The sequence below is a fragment of the Agromyces archimandritae genome (genome assembly GCF_018024495.1).
GTDB classification, from domain to species: Bacteria; Actinomycetota; Actinomycetes; order Actinomycetales; family Microbacteriaceae; genus Agromyces; species Agromyces archimandritae.
In genome coordinates this window covers 340,932-356,703 of record NZ_CP071696.1, presented here as the reverse complement: position 1 = coordinate 356,703, position 15,772 = coordinate 340,932, and the positions used below count along the sequence as shown (strand labels likewise).

Here is a 15,772-nt window from a genome sequence, read left to right as displayed (position 1 = left end):
GCTCGTGGCACCGGGGCGCGGATTCTTCGACCGCGACCCGGTGCTGCTGGCCCCGCTCCTGCTCGGCGCGGTGCTCGTCTACGACGCCCCGGACGGCCGCGTCGCCGTCCGCCTGTCGGAGCTCGAGGCCTACCGTGGCCCGGGGGAGGACCCGGGCTCGCATACCTTCCGGGGGCCGACGCCGCGCAACATCACCATGTTCGGCGACCCGGCGCACCTGTACGCGTACTTCTCGTACGGCATGCACACCTGCCTGAACATCGTGACGCGGCCGAAGGGCACTGCGTCCGGCATCCTGATGCGCGGTGCGACGGTCGTCGAGGGCATCGAGCTCGCGCGCTCACGGCGGCCGGGCGCGAAGGACCGCGATCTGGCGCGCGGCCCGGGGCGCCTCTCGAAGGCGCTCGGGGTGCCGCTCTCGGCGAAGGGATCCGATCTGCTCGCCCCGCCCTTCGACCTCCGCGTCCCGGTGCGGCCGGTGCCGCATGCCGCCGGTCCGCGCACGGGGGTGAGCGGACCGGGCGGCGGTACGGCGTTCCCGTGGCGGTTCTGGATCCCGGGCGACCCGGGCGTCTCGCCGTACAAACGGCACGCGAACGCCGACGACTGAGGGCGGCCTCGACGCGGCTGCGGTCAGCGGATCGCGAGATGCACGACGAGCCCGGCGACGGTCGCCCAGATGAGGCTCGCGAAGGTGCCGATGATGAAGCGCTCGCGGGCTTCGGGGGCTTCGAGCTCGGTGAAGCGGCCGACGCCCTTGACGGCGATGACGAGGGCGAGGCCTTCGGGGAGGCCGGCGGCGATGCTGCCGGCGGCCGCGAAGCGTTCGAGCACGCCGATCGTGATCCCGCCGCGCAGCACTTCGCGCCGGCGGGGTTCCGCGGGCGCCCCGCCGGCGGCGTCGGCGCGGGCCTCGGCGCGGGTGGCGGGCCCCTCGACGAGGATGCCGCCGTGCAGGCCGGGAACGCTCGAGGCGCCCATCGCGAGGTCGAGCGCCGTGATCGCGGCGGGGCTGCCGCCGAAGACGGCGACGACGAGGCCGAGGAGGGCGATGAGGGTCGCACCGCCGACCGGGTCCGGCGCGGGCACGGCGGCGGCCGCGACGACGGCGATGCCGAGGGTGCCTGCGGCGAACCAGATGAGGTGCGATTTCGGCTTCAGGAAGGCGAGCACGGAGAGCACCGCCGCAGCGACGAGCGAGAGCACGAGCGCGGCCCAGACGAGGAGGGAAGCGATACCGAACTCGTACACCGTGCACCTTTCCGGGCCCGCCGGGTGCGGGCGCCACGTGCAGCCTATGGGGTGGCGCCGGCCTTCGCACCCGTCGTGGTCTCCGGATCGCCGCCGGGGGAGGCGGATGCGCCGCCCGCGGCCCGGTCGAGGGCGTCGAGGATGCGCACGAGCGCCTCGCGTGCGGCACGGTCGGTGCGCCATGCGGCTGTTGCGAGGCGCATGCTCACGGCAGAGGGGGTGATGCCGAGGGCGGCGGCGGCGTCCTTCTGGCTGATGCCGGTCTCCATGAGGTCGACGACCTCCCAGCCCTGCGCGGTGCGCCGCTCGCGCAGCACGAGGAGGACCCGGACGAGCGCTTCGGCGTCCGCCGCCGCGATGCCGGTGTCGGTGTCGGGTGCGGCGCCGTCCGCGTCCGGCTCGGCTGCGGCAGCGCCGGACGCTGGCCCCGGTTCGGCGCGGAGGGCGAACCGCCCGTCCGCGCGCTTGGCCTCGCCGACGGCTTCTCGCGCGGCGATGAACGCCCCGCCGGTCGCTTTGCGGGTGGCGTCCGGCAGCGGCGTGCGGATGCCGCCGACGCCGAGGCCCGTGCTCCATCGGCCGGTCCGGGCGAGCTCGAGCACCGCGTCGAGTGCGGCCCCGGGGTCGGCGAGGGCGAACTGCACCTCGTCGCCGGCCGTCTGATCGGCGGGGAGCAGCAGGGCGCCGGCGAAGCGGGCGTCGAGGCGTTCGACGAGGGCTCGACCGAGGTCGTCCCCGGTGCGGCTGCCGACCTGGTCGGCGGTGATGACGAACATGATCCTCCTTCAGCCGTCAAGCTGGATTCGATCTACATAAGATCCTATCCTGAAGTTCTAGAACATCAAGCGTCAAGCTGAATCGAGCCATGCAGGCCCTCGCGCGCCCGCTGCTAGCCTGAGTGCGTGTCAGAATCCGAGATCCTCAGCACGCAGCGGAACGATCCGTCGTTCGACGATGTCTGGGAAGAGCTCAACTGGCGCGGGCTCGTGCACGTCTCGACGGACGCAGCTGCGCTGAAGGAGCTCCTCGCAGGGCCCCCGGTCACCTATTACTGCGGCTTCGACCCGACGGCGCCGAGCCTGCACCTCGGCAACCTCGTCCAACTGCTGACGCTCCGGCGCATCCAGCTGGCCGGGCATCGCCCCCTCGGACTCGTCGGCGGGTCCACGGGCCTCATCGGCGACCCCCGCCCCACGGCCGAGCGCACCCTGAACACCAAGGAGACCGTCGCCGAGTGGGTCGCACGGCTGCAACGGCAGGTCTCCCGTTTCCTCTCGGACGAGGGCGAGAACGCGGTGCGCCTCGTCAACAACCTCGACTGGACGGCCGGGCTCAGCGCGATCGACTTCCTCCGCGACGTCGGCAAGCACTTCCGCGTCGGCACGATGCTGAAGAAGGATGCGGTCGCCAGCCGGCTGAACTCCGATGCCGGGATCTCGTACACCGAGTTCAGCTACCAGATCCTGCAGGGCTTCGACTACCTCGAGCTGTACCGCCAGTACGACTGCGTGCTGCAGACGGGCGGCAGCGACCAGTGGGGCAACCTCACGAGCGGCACCGACCTGATCCATCGCGTCGAGGGCGCCTCGCTCCATGCCATCGGCACCCCGCTCATCACGAACAGCGACGGCTCGAAGTTCGGCAAGAGCGAGGGCAATGCGATCTGGCTCGACGCCGAGATGTGCAGCCCGTACGCGTTCTACCAGTTCTGGCTCAACACCGACGATGCCGACGTCGTCTCGCGCCTGAAGATCTTCACCTTCCTCTCGCGCGCCGAGATCGAGGAGTACGGGCGCAAGGTCGAGAGCGAGCCCTTCCGACGGGAGGCGCAGAAGCGCCTCGCCGTCGAGGTCACCGAACTCGTGCACGGCGAGGAGGCCGCACGCGCCGTCATCGCGGCGAGCGAAGCGCTCTTCGGTCAAGGCGACCTGTCGGCCCTCGACCCCGGCACCCTGCGGCAGGCGCTGCAGGAGCTGCCGAACACGACCGCGGCGGTGGATGCCCCGCTCGCCCAGCTCCTCGTCGACACCGGGCTCGTCGTGAGCCTCTCCGAAGGCCGGCGCGCGATCAAGCAGGGCGGGGTGTCGCTCGACAACGCCCGCATCGATGACGAGTACGCGACCCTCGAAGGCCGGGTCGCCGCCGGCGGTCTCGCCGTGCTCCGGCGCGGCAAGAAGACCCTCGCGGGCATCTTCGTCGAAGGGTGATCGGGTTGCGAATCGGCAGTGGTCTGCGGCTGGGGACGACGCGGCGCGACGCGTTGCGTCGCGCCGCTCCTACGGCCGCCTTGTCGCAGGAAGCGCGTCGCGAAGCGCCGCGCTGACCTGCGACACGCCCGGGATGCAGGGCCGGTTTGCACGGCCCCAGGATCCGACGTAGAGTATCTACTCGTTGCCCCACAGGAACGGAAGAGCGAAACGCTCACCGGCCTCAAGCGGAAACATCTCCCGGATCTCGAAGCGATCTCGCTCCGATCGATCCGAAGCACTCGGACACGTCCTCTCGCAGGATGACCGGGTGAGAACGAAGCCCCACCGACATGCAACCTCTGACGAGGCTGCACCGGAAGCGTCCGTTTCTTGAGAACTCAACAGCGTGCACTATGTTCAATGCCAATTTTTTGAACCCTGACCAGCCTTTTTGGTTGGTGGGATTCCTTTGATTGATGGACAATTTGATTTTTTAGTCAGTTGTTTCTCTGTCGGAGATTGAACTCCTGGATGCCTCTTCGGGGGTGTCTGGAACCATTTTTTTTTGGAGAGTTTGATCCTGGCTCAGGACGAACGCTGGCGGCGTGCTTAACACATGCAAGTCGAACGATGATCCCGGGTGCTTGCACTTGGGGGATTAGTGGCGAACGGGTGAGTAACACGTGAGTAACCTGCCCTGGACTCTGGGATAAGCGTTGGAAACGACGTCTAATACCGGATAGGACCTTGCACCGCATGGTGCGGGGTGGAAAGTTTTTTCGGTTTGGGATGGACTCGCGGCCTATCAGCTTGTTGGTGAGGTAATGGCTCACCAAGGCGTCGACGGGTAGCCGGCCTGAGAGGGTGACCGGCCACACTGGGACTGAGACACGGCCCAGACTCCTACGGGAGGCAGCAGTGGGGAATATTGCACAATGGGCGCAAGCCTGATGCAGCAACGCCGCGTGCGGGATGACGGCCTTCGGGTTGTAAACCGCTTTTGTCAGGGAAGAAGCCGCAAGGTGACGGTACCTGGAGAAAAAGGACCGGCTAACTACGTGCCAGCAGCCGCGGTAATACGTAGGGTCCGAGCGTTGTCCGGAATTATTGGGCGTAAAGAGCTCGTAGGCGGTTTGTCGCGTCTGCTGTGAAAACGCGAGGCTCAACCTCGCGCCTGCAGTGGGTACGGGCAGACTTGAGTGGTGTAGGGGAGACTGGAATTCCTGGTGTAGCGGTGGAATGCGCAGATATCAGGAGGAACACCGATGGCGAAGGCAGGTCTCTGGGCACTTACTGACGCTGAGGAGCGAAAGCGTGGGGAGCGAACAGGATTAGATACCCTGGTAGTCCACGCCGTAAACGTTGGGCGCTAGATGTGGGGACCTTTCCACGGTTTCCGTGTCGTAGCTAACGCATTAAGCGCCCCGCCTGGGGAGTACGGCCGCAAGGCTAAAACTCAAAGGAATTGACGGGGGCCCGCACAAGCGGCGGAGCATGCGGATTAATTCGATGCAACGCGAAGAACCTTACCAAGGCTTGACATGACCGAGAACACTCTGGAAACAGGGGACTCTTTGGACACTCGGTTACAGGTGGTGCATGGTTGTCGTCAGCTCGTGTCGTGAGATGTTGGGTTAAGTCCCGCAACGAGCGCAACCCTCGTCGCATGTTGCCAGCACGTTATGGTGGGAACTCATGTGAGACTGCCGGGGTCAACTCGGAGGAAGGTGGGGATGACGTCAAATCATCATGCCCCTTATGTCTTGGGCTTCACGCATGCTACAATGGCCGGTACAAAGGGCTGCGATGTCGTAAGGCGGAGCGAATCCCAAAAAGCCGGTCTCAGTTCGGATTGAGGTCTGCAACTCGACCTCATGAAGTCGGAGTCGCTAGTAATCGCAGATCAGCAACGCTGCGGTGAATACGTTCCCGGGCCTTGTACACACCGCCCGTCAAGTCATGAAAGTCGGTAACACCCGAAGCCGGTGGCCCAACCTTTTGGAGGGAGCCGTCGAAGGTGGGATCGGTGATTAGGACTAAGTCGTAACAAGGTAGCCGTACCGGAAGGTGCGGCTGGATCACCTCCTTTCTAAGGAGCACTGGAGATCTTCGGGTCTTCCAGGAGTGCCGGGTCAGACCGAACGTGTCTGCCGGTGGCTCATGGGTGGAACATTGACATAGGCATCGTCTTCGAGGGACAGCATTTAGTACGCCGGGAACGGTTGGAACGGTGGGGTTCTGCGGGGGTGGTGCGTGCACGCTGTTGGGTCCTGAGGGACCGGACGCCGCATCTTCGGGTGTGGGTTGGTTTCTTGCAGGCCTTCGTGGTGCTGACTGGTTTGGTTGGTGGTGCGGGGGTGCTGTTCGTCTGTTGAGAACTACATAGTGGACGCGAGCATCTTAGATTGACGCCCTTTTTTGGGGTGTTGGTCACAAGATTTGTTCTTGGATGCCTGAGCCTTTCGGGGTTTGGGTGTCTGGACTAATCATTGGTCACCGCCGGCCCTTCGGGGTTGGTGGTTTCTGAAAACTCATGTGATTTTCAAGTTTCTAAGAGCAAACGGTGGATGCCTTGGCATCTGGAGCCGAAGAAGGACGTCGTAATCTGCGATAAGCCTCGGGGAGTTGATAAACGAGCTGTGATCCGAGGATTTCCGAATGGGGAAACCCCGCCAGGCCTTTCGAGTGACCTGGTGACTCCCGCCTGAATATATAGGGCGGGTAGAGGGAACGTGGGGAAGTGAAACATCTCAGTACCCACAGGAAGAGAAAACAACCGTGATTCCGTGAGTAGTGGCGAGCGAAAGCGGATGAGGCTAAACCGGTCATGTGTGATACCCGGCAGGGGTTGCATGGTCGGGGTTGTGGGACCTTTCGGGCTGTTCTGCCGGACAGCCACGGTGACGCGTCGGGTATAGACGAATCGGATTGAAAGCCGAACCGGAGTGGGTGTGAGTCCCGTAGTCGAAATGCCTGGCGGCCCGGAGAGGTATCCCAAGTAGCACGGGGCCCGAGAAATCCCGTGTGAATCTGTCAGGACCACCTGATAAGCCTAAATACTCCCAGATGACCGATAGCGGACAAGTACCGTGAGGGAAAGGTGAAAAGTACCCCGGGAGGGGAGTGAAATAGTACCTGAAACCGTTTGCTTACAAACCGTTGGAGCCTCCTTGTTGGGGTGACAGCGTGCCTTTTGAAGAATGAGCCTGCGAGTTAGTGATCTGTGGCGAGGTTAACCCGTGTGGGGGAGCCGGAGCGAAAGCGAGTCTGAATAGGGCGATTCAGTCGCAGGTCCTAGACCCGAAGCGAAGTGATCTATCCATGGCCAGGTTGAAGCGACGGTAAGACGTCGTGGAGGACCGAACCCACTTCAGTTGAAAATGGAGGGGATGAGCTGTGGATAGGGGTGAAAGGCCAATCAAACTTCGTGATAGCTGGTTCTCTCCGAAATGCATTTAGGTGCAGCGTTGCGTGTTTCTTGCCGGAGGTAGAGCTACTGGATGGCCGATGGGCCTCAACAGGTTACTGACGTCAGCCAAACTCCGAATGCCGGTAAGTGAGAGCGCAGCAGTGAGACGGTGGGGGATAAGCTTCATCGTCGAGAGGGAAACAACCCAGACCACCGACTAAGGTCCCTAAGCGCGTGCTAAGTGGGAAAGGATGTGGAGTTGCACAGACAACCAGGAGGTTGGCTTAGAAGCAGCCACCCTTGAAAGAGTGCGTAATAGCTCACTGGTCAAGTGATTCCGCGCCGACAATGTAACGGGGCTCAAGCACGCCACCGAAGTCGTGGCATTACCATTATCGATAGGCCTTCGTGGTCCAGTCGTGGTGATGGGTAGGAGAGCGTCGTGTGCCGGGTGAAGCGGCGGAGTGATCCAGCCGTGGACGGCACACGAGTGAGAATGCAGGCATGAGTAGCGAAAGACGGGTGAGAAACCCGTCCTCCGGAAGACCAAGGGTTCCAGGGTCAAGCTCATCTTCCCTGGGTAAGTCGGGACCTAAGGCGAGGCCGACAGGCGTAGTCGATGGACAACGGGTTGATATTCCCGTACCGGCGAAGAACCGCCCACATGAATCCAGCAATGCTAACCATCCGAACCATGCACCGTTCTCCTTCGGGAGGGCACCGTGTGGGGAGCGTGGGACCCGAGTCTGGTGGAGTGAGCGTATTAACAGGTGTGACGCAGGAAGGTAGCCCAGCCCGGGCGATGGTTGTCCCGGGGCAAGCGTGTAGGCCGAGTCGTAGGCAAATCCGCGACTCATACAGGCTGAGACGTGACGCGGATGAAAAGTGGGTGATCCTATGCTGCCGAGAAAAGCATCGACGCGAGGTTCTAGCCGCCCGTACCCCAAACCGACTCAGGTGGTCAGGTAGAGAATACCGAGGAGATCGAGAGAATCGTGGTTAAGGAACTCGGCAAAATGCCCCCGTAACTTCGGGAGAAGGGGGGCCGGATCGTTGTAGGCACTTGCTGCCGAAGGCGTGAAGGCCGCAGAGACCAGTGGGAAGCGACTGTTTACTAAAAACACAGGTCCGTGCGAAGTCGCAAGACGATGTATACGGACTGACGCCTGCCCGGTGCTGGAAGGTTAAGCGGAACGGTTAGCTCTTCGGAGCGAAGCTGAGAAGTTAAGCCCCAGTAAACGGCGGTGGTAACTATAACCATCCTAAGGTAGCGAAATTCCTTGTCGGGTAAGTTCCGACCTGCACGAATGGCGTAACGACTTCCCAGCTGTCTCAACCGCGAACTCGGCGAAATTGCATTACGAGTAAAGATGCTCGTTACGCGCAGCAGGACGGAAAGACCCCGTGACCTTTACTACAGCTTGGTATTGGTGTTCGGTGTGGCTTGTGTAGGATAGGTGGGAGACTGTGAAGTCGGCACGCTAGTGTCGGTGGAGTCATTGTTGAAATACCACTCTGGTCACTCTGGATATCTAACTTCGAACCGTGATCCGGTTCAGGGACAGTGCCTGGTGGGTAGTTTAACTGGGGCGGTTGCCTCCTAAAGAGTAACGGAGGCGCCCAAAGGTTCCCTCAACCTGGTTGGCAATCAGGTGGCGAGTGTAAGTGCACAAGGGAGCTTGACTGTGAGACTGACAGGTCGAGCAGGGACGAAAGTCGGGACTAGTGATCCGGCAGTGGCTTGTGGAAGCGCTGTCGCTCAACGGATAAAAGGTACCTCGGGGATAACAGGCTGATCTTGCCCAAGAGTCCATATCGACGGCATGGTTTGGCACCTCGATGTCGGCTCGTCGCATCCTGGGGCTGGAGTAGGTCCCAAGGGTTGGGCTGTTCGCCCATTAAAGCGGTACGCGAGCTGGGTTTAGAACGTCGTGAGACAGTTCGGTCCCTATCCGCTGCGCGCGTAGGAAATTTGAGAGGATCTGACCCTAGTACGAGAGGACCGGGTTGGACGAACCTCTGGTGTGCCAGTTGTTCCGCCAGGAGCACCGCTGGTTAGCTACGTTCGGGATGGATAACCGCTGAAAGCATCTAAGCGGGAAGCCGGCCTCGAGATGAGATTTCCATACCCTTCGGGGTGAGAGGCTCCCAGCCAGACGACTGGGTTGATAGGCCAGATGTGGAAGCACCGCAAGGTGTGCAGCTGACTGGTACTAATATGCCGATAACTTGATAATCATTACATTCATCAGTGTTTGCAAAAGGCTTGATGGGTGGCATTGGTTGCTCGCGTCCACTCTGTGGTTCCCGATAGACGAACAGGGAACAACACAATAGTGTTGAATACAAGAGAACAGTGAAACACTCATACCGGACCAGGTCCGGGTGGGTGTGGTAACGAAAGTTTCACCCTACACACACGTGTGGTGGTGGCAAGAGTTACGGCGGTCATAGCGTGAGGGAAACGCCCGGTCACATTCCGAACCCGGAAGCTAAGACTCACAGCGCCGATGGTACTGCAGGGGGGACCCTGTGGGAGAGTAGGACACCGCCGGACAACCATTCAGTGTCGAGGTCACCCGAAGACGGGTGGCCTCGACGCATTTAACAGCTCCGTTACGTGTCGCCCTCCAGGCCCGTGTCGTACGGTTGAGTTCGGAGGGTCCGGAGATGGCAGGAACACCGTGAGCGAACGCGACACCCCCGACGAGGCCCGACGAGGCGAGGGCAGGAATCGCGGTGACGATGCCCGGCCCCGCCGAGGGAGCGATCCCGCTCAGACGGGCGGCCGCCGTGACGACCGAGGCGGCCGGAAGGCGTACGGGGACCGCGACCGCAAGCCATATGGTGAGCGTGATCGCAAGCCCTATGGTGATCGCAGTCCCGCCGGCGATCGTGACCGCAGGCCGTACGGTGACCGGGATCGGAAGCCGTACGGCGATCGGGACCGGAAGCCCTACGGTGACCGCGACCGTGATCGCCGTCCTGCGGGCGACCGTGATCGCAAGCCGTACGGAGACCGTGATCGGAAGCCCTACGGTGATCGCGACCGTGATCGTCGTCCTACGGGCGACCGTGACCGGAAGCCGTATGGCGATCGGGACCGAAAGCCCTCTGGTGATCGAGACCGTGATCGTCGGCCTGCGGGAGACCGTGATCGCAAGCCGTACGGTGACCGCGATCGTGACCGTCGGCCCGCGGGCGACCGTGACCGGAAGCCGTATAGCGGCGACCGTGACCGCGGTGCCTCCGGGGGCCGGAGCGGGGCCGGCCAGCGCGCCGGGTATCGCGGCGGCCAGTCCGGGCGCGACGAGCGCGCACGGCGCTTCGAGCACAGCGACGCGCCTCGCGCGGTGCGGCCGCGTCACGACGACCCGGAGATCCCGGCATCCATTCAGGCGAAAGACCTCGATCGGGCCGCTCGCGCCGAACTGAAGACCCTGAGCAAGGACAATGCCGACGATGTCGCCCGGCACCTCGTGGCGGCCGCGCGCTTCCTCGAGGACGACCCCGAGCTCGCCCACCGGCATGCGCTTTCGGCCTCGCGTCGTGCCGGCCGCGTCGGCGTCGTACGCGAAACGCTCGCGATCACCGCCTACACGAACGGCGACTTCCCGCTCGCGCTCCGCGAGCTGCGGACCTACCGGAGGATCTCCGGTCGCGACGACCAGCTGCCGCTCATGGTCGACAGCGAACGCGGCATCGGCCGCCCGGACCGCGCCCTCGAACTCGGGCGTTCCGTGGACCGTGCGACGCTCCCGGCGTCCGTCCAGGTCGACCTCGCGATCGCCATGTCCGGCGCTCGTCTCGACCTGGGGCAGGCCGAGGAAGCCCTGGCAGAACTCGAGATCCCGCAGCTGGACCCCGATCGCGCGTTCTCGTACAGCCCCGCCCTCTTCTCGGCCTACGCCGAAGTGCTCGAAGAGCTCGGGCGCGATCGGGCGGCGGAGGAGTGGCGAGCCCGGGCGCTCCGCGCCGAGGCCGCGCTCGAGGCTCCCTACGCCGAGTCCGAGCTCATCACGGTCATCGAGATCGCCGAAGAGGAGCCCGAGCTCGGCGCAGAGCCCGAGGACGAGGCGGACCCGGAGCCCGAGCTCGCGAGCGAGAGCGGCGAGGAGTCCGAGGGCGCGACCGAAGCCGCAGGCGAGGGGGAGGCCGATGGCCCTCTTCCGGACGAAGACTGAGGGCGAGGCGCCCATCGCGGGCGCCGACGCGATCCTCGCCGACCTCGACGGAGTCGTCTACCGCGGTGCCGGTGCCATCCCCTTCGCGGTGGCGAGCCTGAACCGGGCCGCGGCCGCCATGCCCGTCGGCTACCTCACGAACAATGCGGCCAGAAGCGACGCCTCCGTCGCGGCCCACCTCGTCGAACTCGGGCTCCGCACCGAACCCCGCGACGTCGTGACCTCGCCGCAGGCGGCCATGCGATTGCTGCGGGCCGCCGTTCCGGAAGGAGCGACGGTGCTCGTCGTCGGCGGCGAAGGCATCGTCGTCGAGCTCGAGCGGGCCGGCTACCGGCCGACGCGATCCGCCGACGACGGCCCGGCAGCGGTCGTACAGGGCTTCGCACCCGACGTCGCCTGGACGCAACTCGCCGAAGCGTCGTTCGCCCTGCGGCCCGGATCCGAGAACGGCACCGGAATCCCGTGGATCGCGACGAACATGGACTGGACGATCCCCGTCGCCCGCGGCATCGCACCGGGCAACGGCACCCTCGTCTCGGCCGTGCACACCGCCGTCGGCCGTTTTCCGGAGGTCGCCGGCAAGCCCGAAACGCCGATCTTCGCTGAGGCCGCCGAACGGTTCGGCGCGCGTACCCCGCTCATGATCGGCGACCGCCTCGACACCGACATCCTCGGCGCGTCGCGCGCCGGCATCCGCTCGGCCGTCGTGCTCACCGGTATCGACCGCGCCAAACAGCTCCTCGCCGCCGAGGCCGGCATGCGGCCCGACTTCATCCTCGCCGACCTGCGCGGCTTGCACGAGCCGTACCCGCTCGCGCGTGCCGGACGGAACGGCGAGGTCCGCGTCGGCGACGCACGAGTCCGCCTCGAGGGATCCCGGATCGCCGTCGTGGCAGACGGGGATCCGCTCGACCGTCTGCGCGCGGCCTGCACCGTGATCTGGGAATCGGGTCGGCCGATCCACACGCTCGAGGTGCCGCCGGAACTCTACGGGAGCGGGACCTGACCACGGCGGATGTCGGTCGTGCGCGATAGCGTGGTGCGATGACCGACGCCCAACCCGCCTCGACCGAGCCCGCCCCGACCGAGCCCGCTGCGACCGACGGCGCCATGTCGACCGAAGGCACCGTGTTGTCCGAAGGCACCGCAACCGATGCCGAGGGCGAGTTCGACGCCATGACCGCGCGGGTCGCCGGGATCGAAGCGAGACCGCTCGAGGAGCGTGCCGCTGCGTACGGCGGCGTCGCCGAGGAACTACGCGCCGCCCTCGAAGGCGCGGACCCAGAGGGCTCGTGAGCGGCTCCGGCGAGCGGCTCGACAGCGCGTTGGCCGCGCGCGGGCTCGCACGCTCCCGCACGCACGCGGCACGGCTCATCGCCGACGGTGCGGTCGCCGTCGACGGGGCGATCGTGCTGAAGCCCTCCGTGCGCGTCGCCGAGGGGCAGCGGCTCGACGTGCACGCCGCCGACCACTATGTGAGCCGCGCTGCCCACAAGCTCATCGCCGCCCTCGACGCCTTCGGCGTGGACCCGGCCGGCCGGGTCGTGCTCGACGCCGGCGCATCCACCGGCGGATTCACGCAGGTGCTCCTCGAACGCGGCGCTCGCACGGTGCTCGCCGTCGACGTCGGGCACGGCCAGCTTTCCCCGGATCTCGCCGGCGCGGACGGGCTCGTGCTCGTCGAGGGCTGCAACGTGCGCGAGCTCGACGCGGCGCGCCTGGCCGAACTCACGGGAGTGGCCGAAGGCCCGACCCTCGTCGTCGCCGACCTGTCGTTCATCTCGCTGACGACCGTGCTGCCCGCCCTCCGCGCGAGCGCAGCGGACGACGCCGACTTCGTGCTCCTCGTGAAGCCGCAGTTCGAGGTCGGTCGGGGCGGCGTTCGCGAGGGGATCGTGACCGATCCCGACCTCCGCGCCGACGCCGTCGAACGCGTGCTGTGGGCCGGCTTCGACCAGGGGCTCGGCACCGCCGGCGTCATCTCCTCCCCAATGCCCGGATCGCACGGGAATCTCGAGGTTCTCGTGCATCTGGTGCCGGGCGGCGCGGCGGATCCGTCAGAATGGACGGGTCGGATCCGAGACATTTCACGAGGAGGCGCAGGGTGAACGACCGCCGGTTCCTCGTCGTCTCGCATGGCACGCGCCGTGCCGCGCTCGAGGCCACGATCGAGGTGTGCACGCAGCTGACGGCCGCCGGCGCCACCCCCGTCATCGCCGGCGAACAATGGGATGAGCTGCACGAGGTCGAACCGGAGCTGAACGGCAACGCCCGCCGGCTCGAAGAGGTCGACCCCTCCGGCATCGAGCTCGTCATCGTCCTCGGCGGGGACGGCACGATCCTCCGCGCCGCAGAGCTGATGCGCGACCACCCCTCGGTGCCGCTGTTCGGGGTGAACCTCGGCCACGTCGGTTTCCTCGCCGAGAGCGAGCGGGACGACCTCGGATACACGGTGCAGCGGGCTCTCGCGCGCGACTACCGCGTCGAAGAGCGCATGACGATCGAGGTGCGCGTCTTCCAGCACGCCGCCGTCGTCTACGAGGGCTGGGCGTTGAACGACGTCACCGTCGAGAAGGCCGAGCGGGAGCGCATGCTCGAGGTCGTCATCGAGGTCGACCGCCGGCCCCTGTCGTCGTTCGGCTGCGACGGGGTCGTCATGTCGACGCCGACCGGGTCGACCGCCTACTCCTTCTCCGCCGGCGGGCCCGTGGTGTGGCCGAGCGTCGAGGCGCTCCTGCTCGTGCCGCTCAGCGCCCACGCGCTCTTCGCCCGGCCGATCGTCGTCGGCCCCGAGTCGAGCCTCGTCGTCGAGATCGTGCCGCGCACCGAAGCAGCAGCGGTGATCTGGTGCGACGGACGGCGGGCCTTCGACCTCGAGCCGGGCGCGCGGGTCGTCGTGCGGCGCTCGCCCGTGCCGGTGCGGCTCGCGCGACTGCACGAGGCGCCGTTCACGGATCGGCTCGTCAACAAGTTCCAGCTGCCGGTGACGGGATGGAGGGGGCCGATCGCTCGTGATTGAAGAACTCGGAATCCGCGATCTCGGCGTCATCGCCGACGCCACGCTTCCGCTCGGGCCGGGGTTCACGGCCGTGACGGGCGAGACCGGCGCCGGCAAGACGATGGTCGTCACCGCGCTCGGCCTGCTGCTCGGGGAGCGGGCGGATGCCGGTGGGGTGCGATCCGGCGCCTCGCAGGCGTGGGTCGAGGGTCGGTGGATCGTGCCCGAGCATGGCGCGGTCGCCGACCGTGTCGCTGAGGCCGGCGGCCAGCTCGACGGACCCGAACTGCTGCTCGGCCGCTCGGTGTCCTCCGAAGGGCGCAGCCGGGCCGTCGTCGGCGGGCGCAGCGCCCCCGTGGGCGTGCTCGCCGAGCTCGGCGCCGAACTCGTCGTCGTGCACGGGCAGGCCGATCAGCAACGGCTGCGTTCCCAGACCGCACAGCGCGATGCCCTCGACCGCTTCGCAGGGGCCGAGCTCTCCGAGGCGCTCACCGCATACCGCGAGGTCTACGGCAGCTGGCGCGAGGAGACCGCAGAACTCGTACGCCTGCGCGATGAGCACGAACGGCGCGCGCAGGAGGCCGAGGAGCTCCGTGCGGCCCTCGAGGAGATCGAAACGGCCGATCCGCAGCCCGGCGAAGACGTCGAACTGCAGGAGCGTGCCGAACGCCTCTCGAACCTCGAAGAACTGCGGCTCGCAGCGGCCTCGGCACGCGAGCTCGTCTCGGCGGAGGAGGGTGAGGACGTGCCCGACGCCGTCGCCCTCGTCGAGGGCGCCAGACGCCACCTCGAGCGGATGGCCGCCCACGATCCGGCGCTCACACCCATCGCCGAGACGCTCGGGAACGCCGGATTCCAGCTGAACGACGCCGCTGCGGAACTCTCCAGCTACCTCGCCGGCCTCGACGCCGACGGCGCCCGCGAACTCGAACTCGTGCAGGAACGGCGTGCGGTGCTCGGCGGGCTCGTGCGGCAGCGCGGAGGCGACCTCGGTGCGGTGCTCGCGTTCCGCGAGCAGGGCGGGCTGCGGCTCCTCGAGCTCGACGGCGACGACGAGCGGATCGACGCCCTCGATGCCTCGGTGGCGGCTGCCGCCGCGGAGCTGGAGGCGCTCGGCGGGCGCGTCACCGAGCTTCGGCGCGCGGCCGCCGTCCGCCTCGCCGAGGAGGTCACCGCCGAGCTCGCCGCCCTGGCGATGCCCGACGCCCGGCTCGAGGTCGGCGTCGAAGAGCTCGCCGACTACACGGCCGACGGCCGAGACGGCGTGCAGATCCTGCTCGCCCCGCACCCCGGGGCGGCGCCGCGATCCGTCTCGAAGGGCGCGTCGGGCGGTGAACTGTCTCGCGTCATGCTCGCGATCGAGGTCGTCATCGCCGGTACCGACCCCGTGCCGACCTTCGTCTTCGACGAGGTCGACGCAGGCGTCGGCGGCGCCGCCGCGATCGAGATCGGCCGCCGGCTCGCGCGCCTGGCCGAACGATCCCAGGTCATCGTCGTCACCCACCTCGCCCAGGTGGCCGCATTCGCGACGAACCACCTGAACGTCGTGAAGGACACCGACGGGAGCGTCACCGAGTCGAGCGTTCGGCAACTCTCCGGCGGCGAGCGCGAGGCCGAGATGGCCCGGCTGCTCTCCGGACTCCCCGACTCCGAGTCCGGGCTCGCGCACGCCCGCGAGCTGCTCGGACTCGCCTCGGTCGCCGCCTGAGCACGCCGCCTGTCATGCCGCCTGCGCACGGCG

General features: G+C 66.3%; 11 protein-coding genes and 3 rRNA genes. 12 read left to right on the top strand and 2 right to left on the bottom strand.

The window, feature by feature from the left end; all coding sequences use genetic code 11:
• The first annotated feature begins 4 nt into the window (after positions 1–4).
• On the top strand, positions 5–610 hold the full coding sequence (locus G127AT_RS01720; RefSeq protein WP_210899167.1) for a DNA-3-methyladenine glycosylase: 606 nt from the start codon (positions 5–7) through the stop codon (positions 608–610).
• A gap of 23 nt (positions 611–633) precedes the next feature.
• Here G127AT_RS01720 and G127AT_RS15960 read toward each other — a convergent pair whose 3' ends face one another.
• Positions 634–1,251, bottom strand: a complete 618-nt coding sequence (locus G127AT_RS15960; RefSeq protein ID WP_244857684.1) for a hypothetical protein — start codon at positions 1,249–1,251, stop codon at positions 634–636.
• Between the two features lie 44 nt (positions 1,252–1,295).
• Positions 1,296–2,027 carry a DNA-binding protein gene (locus G127AT_RS01710; RefSeq protein ID WP_210899165.1) on the bottom strand — a complete coding sequence of 244 codons (732 nt, stop codon included), beginning with the start codon at positions 2,025–2,027 and terminating at the stop codon, positions 1,296–1,298.
• Between the two features lie 126 nt (positions 2,028–2,153).
• Here G127AT_RS01710 and tyrS point away from each other — a divergent pair, with 126 nt between their 5' ends.
• The 11 genes from tyrS (at position 2,154) to recN (ending at position 15,739) form a co-directional block, all read left to right on the top strand.
• Complete coding sequence (gene tyrS, locus G127AT_RS01705; RefSeq protein WP_210899161.1) at positions 2,154–3,458, top strand: tyrosine--tRNA ligase; 1,305 nt, start codon at positions 2,154–2,156, stop codon at positions 3,456–3,458.
• Between the two features lie 544 nt (positions 3,459–4,002).
• Positions 4,003–5,529, top strand: a 16S ribosomal RNA gene (locus tag G127AT_RS01700).
• Between the two features lie 451 nt (positions 5,530–5,980).
• Positions 5,981–9,086 (top strand): 23S ribosomal RNA (locus G127AT_RS01695).
• Between the two features lie 203 nt (positions 9,087–9,289).
• Positions 9,290–9,406 (top strand): 5S ribosomal RNA (gene rrf, locus G127AT_RS01690).
• The 16S, 23S and 5S rRNA genes sit together here, the layout of an rRNA operon.
• 404 nt (positions 9,407–9,810) lie before the next feature.
• Positions 9,811–10,284, top strand: a complete 474-nt coding sequence (locus tag G127AT_RS01685; protein WP_210899159.1) for a hypothetical protein — start codon at positions 9,811–9,813, stop codon at positions 10,282–10,284.
• On the top strand, positions 10,203–11,033 hold the full coding sequence (locus tag G127AT_RS01680) for a tetratricopeptide repeat protein (RefSeq protein ID WP_210899157.1): 831 nt from the start codon (positions 10,203–10,205) through the stop codon (positions 11,031–11,033). Before G127AT_RS01685 ends, G127AT_RS01680 begins: the two co-directional genes overlap by 82 nt.
• Positions 11,008–12,039, top strand: a complete 1,032-nt coding sequence (locus G127AT_RS01675) for an HAD-IIA family hydrolase (protein WP_210899152.1) — start codon at positions 11,008–11,010, stop codon at positions 12,037–12,039. The genes G127AT_RS01680 and G127AT_RS01675 overlap by 26 nt, the downstream gene beginning before the upstream one ends.
• A gap of 38 nt (positions 12,040–12,077) precedes the next feature.
• Positions 12,078–12,329 (top strand): hypothetical protein, encoded by a 252-nt coding sequence (locus tag G127AT_RS01670; protein WP_210899150.1) that lies wholly within the window; start codon positions 12,078–12,080, stop codon positions 12,327–12,329.
• Positions 12,326–13,141 carry a TlyA family RNA methyltransferase gene (locus tag G127AT_RS01665; RefSeq protein WP_210899148.1) on the top strand — a complete coding sequence of 272 codons (816 nt, stop codon included), beginning with the start codon at positions 12,326–12,328 and terminating at the stop codon, positions 13,139–13,141. The genes G127AT_RS01670 and G127AT_RS01665 overlap by 4 nt, the downstream gene beginning before the upstream one ends.
• Positions 13,096–14,052: an NAD kinase gene (locus G127AT_RS01660; protein ID WP_210899146.1), complete on the top strand. Its 957-nt coding sequence runs from the start codon at positions 13,096–13,098 to the stop codon at positions 14,050–14,052. Before G127AT_RS01665 ends, G127AT_RS01660 begins: the two co-directional genes overlap by 46 nt.
• Positions 14,045–15,739 carry a DNA repair protein RecN gene (gene recN, locus G127AT_RS01655; RefSeq protein ID WP_210899144.1) on the top strand — a complete coding sequence of 565 codons (1,695 nt, stop codon included), beginning with the start codon at positions 14,045–14,047 and terminating at the stop codon, positions 15,737–15,739. Before G127AT_RS01660 ends, recN begins: the two co-directional genes overlap by 8 nt.
• Positions 15,740–15,772: the final 33 nt, after the last annotated feature.